This is a genomic window from Thermogutta sp., assembly GCF_039793925.1.
Lineage (GTDB): Bacteria > Planctomycetota > Planctomycetia > Pirellulales > Thermoguttaceae > Thermogutta.
This window is the reverse complement of sequence record NZ_JBAMME010000243.1, coordinates 1-5171: the sequence shown is the minus strand read 5'-3', so window position 1 is coordinate 5171 and position 5171 is coordinate 1. Positions and strand designations below refer to the sequence as shown.

1 protein-coding gene is annotated in these 5171 nt (G+C 56.7%); it reads right to left on the bottom strand.

Annotated elements, in window-relative coordinates:
* Positions 1–1256 precede the first annotated feature (1256 nt).
* Positions 1257–4535, bottom strand: a complete 3279-nt coding sequence (locus ABJK56_RS11565; protein ID WP_347244827.1) for a hypothetical protein — start codon at positions 4533–4535, stop codon at positions 1257–1259.
* Between the last annotated feature and the right edge of the window lie 636 nt (positions 4536–5171).

Here is a 5171-nt window from a genome sequence, read left to right as displayed (position 1 = left end):
GTCAACCGCAACCCACGTTCGAATGCGGTGTTGTCAATTGTTGAATGGGGCGAACCTGGGCAAGGACCACAATAAGGCTTTCTCCTGTGATACCGTGTCTACCTGAAGAAATGTGTCCACCTGAGGGAGACCGGAGCACTCTAGGATCGTTATTCGCCAGCGATCATCTGTAGAACATGCCGAATTCAACTTTTGAGTGTCAGCTGATTGGGGCAACAAAAGCCGATGTGCAGGCTACTGGATTGTTCGGAACTGGCGAAGCGTTTTTTTGGCGATTGCGGGCTTGCACCCGCGTTTCGATTACGGATCTGCGTTGCAGCGGCTGCCGTCTTGGCGGATATGGCAGGAGCGACGTTACGGCAATCAGTCTGGGCTGCATCGCTGGCTCTACAAAGCATGCTGGGTTTGATCTGCAATCTGATCGCCAACCGCGTGGAGGCGCCCTGTCTGGGCAAGAATGTCTTGGCGGCAACCAACGCCCTAGCCTAGGCCAATAGGGCGCTGACTGACTACGACGCTCTCATTCCGCTGGGCGAGGTCATCGAATCTGCCCGGCAGGTGGGCTGTCAGATGCTACGCGAGCTTCGTTGTACGGCGCTCGGCGGACTTTCGATGACACCAATCTCCCTGGCACTCGAGCGGCGGGCCGTGCTGGAAACCACACTCGAGGCCGCAGCGTACCTGCCCGATTCGCCTGCACCTTTCCCAGCGCCATCCCTAGACCATCCGGGTCATTCTGGCAGTTGCCGCCAGATAGGGCGAAGTTTAATAGTCCCTGAAGAAAAGTGTCTAACGACCGCGGAACAATGGGCCTTTATCTACACATTAAGCGGCCCCGGCCCGAGTGAATGGGGACACGACGACTGTCAATGAAGTGCGTCAAGAATGATGCGGCTTCTAATTAAGGCTCGCTCGGTGCGCTTCGCATTGTGTCCACATTTGCGATTGTTTTTTAGTTGAAAGACCAGGGGTTTATTGGCTCTAAACTGTTTATTTTATTCTGCTAATCGATTTAACAGTCTGCCGGTGTCCACAGGGAAAGCCTTAGCCGCTCACGATCACCCTCACCTGCCGCAACAGTACATGTCGAGGAAGACGACTTTTAACACCGGCACATTTTTCAAACATCTTCAGGTTCCGCCACCCGCGCCCCGCGATTGGATAAGACGCCCCCACGCGGCATCGCCGTTGCAAACGCTCCTGTAGGCGACTGGTCTCTTCCGGAGCGCGGTCGGCAAGCCCTTGCTAATCGCTGATCAGTAATACGCGATGATCTTTTGTGTACCTTCAACCTGTCCGGGCAGAACAATCCATTCCCGGTCTCTGTCGAATTTGTCATACGGTTGACCATTGAGCGTCACGCGCTGGAGCGGTTTTCCATCGGGATGACGAATCCGGAGATAGATGGTCTGCGGCGGATTGCGCTCCGGCGGCAACATGTCCACCTCGATTCGTCCCTCCTTGGAATGGGATGTCATGACGAGGGACATTGGTCCAAAGTATGTCGGTGCCCGCTCGATACGAAGACGTTGGCCGTCCCGGAGCCAGTAGCGGGGGATTGCCCGTCCCAAGTAGAGATTCTCCCCGTCCTCCTGAATGAACATCAAGCGCAGCCAGAAGGTGACGTTTGATTCATCGGAGGATTTGAAGTGGTCGCCAGCAGGATATCCTAATTCGGGACTCGAGTGTTCGTTGCACATCATAACGTCTGGATAAAACGCCGATGCGAATCCATTAAAGTAAGCCCGCAAAAAGTGTTTGATTTCGTCGCGGTAAAGGTAAGGGAGGGGCCCATCGAGCAAATTCGCCTGCATCGAAAAACCACCCCGAGAGAACCAGAAGCGTTCAAATACCGGAATCGAATAACCGAACGCGTTGGAGATGTAGAGATTGTCTTCGTAATCCTTGAGAATCCATGTGCCCTCCGGGCTCTCCGGCGGGAGCAGCCGGTGGATTAGCAAAAAGAGCGAACCTTCCAACGTCTCCCGGATCCAGCCCAGTGATCGTCCGCGTTCGTGAAGATGGGATGGGTATTTGGGGACATATGTCCCATCGCGGAGGCGCACCACCGGGGCGCGGATGCGAGCCTCTGTTAGTCCCCGCAGGACATCCTCCCTATACGCCTGGGCCTCGCGCAGGAGGCGGGAAGCCTCGGGATGGCCATAGTCGGCGAGGGCCTCGCTGAGAGCTGTCAGACCCCAGGCGGTGTTGACATTCGTCGCCAGCCAATACCAGTAATCCTGGACATCCTCCAACCCACCGCTGGGCAGAAATCCATACTCCAGGGGCCGACTGCCGTCGGGATTGAGTTTCATGGTCGCCTGGCGTTCTCGGATGACCCATTCGCAGGCCTTGACGAGTTTGGGGGCGGCCTCGGCCATCCACTGGCGATCGCGAGTTATCCACCAGTGGTCCGCCATGCCGAACATGACATACCCATGGTGTTTGTTGTATCCGCCCGACTCGTATCCACCGGCCCCATAAAAGAGGCCTTCTGTGGACTGGAAATTTCCTGGCAGCGGTACCGTTCCTTGAAAGTCGAGAAACGTTTGCAAACACTGCTGGGCTGTCTCGTGGCGTCCTCGCCGGTTGAGGTCCATAATCATCATCACCGACTCGTTGGGGAAGACTCCATAGCGGAGCGATCCTACCCGGGCATAGCGCCTCGGGGCCGCAATGTCCCGGGTGCAATTAATCTCGTTGTGATAGAGAACCGCGTGGTAGAAACGGTTCAGCCATGGCTCAGGCGTTTCCAGTTCGGTGGTCTCCTGGGTAAGTTTTCTCCAGAAATTAAGCACGCGATCACTGTCACGATCAAACTGCCGCGACAAAACACTCGCGATTTCGTCGTCAGATGAAAGGGTGATGGAGGGCACAAAGACGTACACTTCGTGAGTCTCTCCAGGATTGAAAGAGCACGACCAAACCACGGCAGTTTTTTGGGCAGATACTGTCCCCCGGCCACGCGGGTCAAAAAGACAACGAAGAAAGCGTTTCTCTCCGGCGACGGCGTACACCCGTGGGCCGTCTATCTGAAGCGTCTCCGGCTGATCAGCCTGCGATGTGACGGTCAGTCGTGCCGTGGCCGACTCAACCGGCGACGTGTTGACGATCCGCACCCGCATCAAAAGCAGTGTCGGATCGTCCACCTCCACGTGATCAAGATCGCCGTCGAGGGCGTCAAGCACTGTCTCCTGCTCGTAAAACAGGGGCCCTTCCACCCACCATGTTCGAAGTAAGGGGAGCGCGCCATCGCGCAGTTCACGGCCTCCACGGCAGTCGTCGGTGGGCAATCCAAACCCCAGACGGAGCATCTCTCCGTTCCAGTTCTTCCTTTGAGTGTCCTTGGGACTTGGTGGGAGGTTGAACCATCGGCTCACGCTGGACACGGCGATGTCGCCGTTGGGCGTTTGCATCATCAAGTTGCGATTCCCCGGCAGTCCATGCACGAAGTAGAGAGGTCGCTTGAGGGGCATGTCGTTCCACGCTCGGGTAAGCGTCTGCTCCGGTTGGTTGAATACACGATCATAGACACAGCGACCCGGGAACTCCTGCAGCAACTGCCGATATTCCGAGATGTCAATCGTGTCATCCACGCGGGTGACGAGAACCCCCAGATCATCCACAAAGATCCGTTCCCCTTTCAAGAGGTCTGAGACCGCGAAGGAAAACGGGTTGTGCTGAGTTCGCACGGTCACAATGGTGGGATCTTGGCCCTCGCCTCCCGGAACGGTGTTCATTGTGACAAGGATATCAGCCTCGAGAGCCGCCCCGGAATCATCGGGAAGCACAAATTGCCCATGGTCCTCTACGACAATTGACGAACCGTTGGCAGCCCGCAGTGCTTTTAGAATCCCATTGAAAACTTCCAGGCGTCCCATGTTCTGTCCCTGAAACCGAAGCTGAGAAATACGTGGAGGTCCCCAACAGATGCGGACGGTCAACGGACGGTACACCGAATCCGTGAAGCAGCGGAAGGCGGTGACTCTGGGGAGATGATCTTGGCCCACCACGCGGAGTTTGAGTGTTTTCCGATAGCTGACCCCCGGCTGGTTGAGGTTGGGAAATTCTCTCTCGTGGGTCGGGGCGAAGGTCCAACGGATGCGGTTTCCCTCTTGGGTGACACGCGTGTCGGCGACTTTCCAGGTCCCATTCGTCCAATCATCCACTGGCGTCCAGCCGGTCCGCGCCACGTCCGCTTCGGACAAGACGGGGTCGGGTAGCCCATTCCACACCCGATGCCAGTACTGCACCTGAAGCGATTGCGGTGAAACAAAAACGCCAGGATCAAATTCCACCTCCACCGCGCGAATCCTACGCCACTGACCCCACACCACACCATAGGCTTTGCCAGGTTCATTCAGGATCGATTCCGCAAAAGGTGCGGCATCGAAGGTCATTGAGGACTGGCTCGCAGCGGAAACCGTTTCGGCCAGGGACGAGCGATCACTCAGCCAATCTGTGTCCCATTTCACATAGACCACGCTCCACACAATGAAGTAAACCCATAGGCGTCGCGACATGTGACTTCGCATAATCATTCTCCTCGAAGTCTTTGATCATTGACCACGCAGGTAATATAGCGGCTTCCGCCCTTTCTCACCACCCTTGGACGACCGACGTGCAGACAAAAGATACGGCCGCCGGATGGCCGGGGACTGTCGCTTTGGGTATTTGCCCTCGCCTCCCTGCAAATCATCGGGTCCGACTCTGCATGGATCAATAGTTCTTTCCTTTGAGTTCGTGAAGCGGTGCGCGCCCCCATGGGCACAGGCTCTCCGGGAGGTCGTGTTTTCCGCGCACGAGTCCGATCTTCAAGCAAGTCGGCTGATTCGCCCAATGCACCGGCCCCGGGAAGCCTCACCGAGGTCCGGACAGCCTGATAAGACATGGGCACGAGTCGGAGGGGCAAGCTCTAACGGAGTGTAAAACGCTCCACGAGGCGAACCCAGGGAGGTGACAGAGGCCATCTCTGGAAAAAAATGTGTCGTCGCCGAGGATGATGGCGTCCCAGAAAGTCACACAGTTCAGGTGTCTTCGTTCAGCAGTTGGGTGCATGGAGTATGGCACGGCTAAAACGGCTCTGGTCCTCAACTGGACCAGGCGATCGCCTCCTGGAAGCGCGGGAAGCCCCGGTGAGGGCTCCATTGAGATCGGGTTTGGTAAACCGT

Excerpts from the sequence above, each read along its gene's own strand:
- ABJK56_RS11565 (WP_347244827.1), bottom strand. The coding sequence starts at position 4,535 with ATGCGAAGTCACATGTCGCGACGCCTATGGGTTTACTTCATTGTGTGG.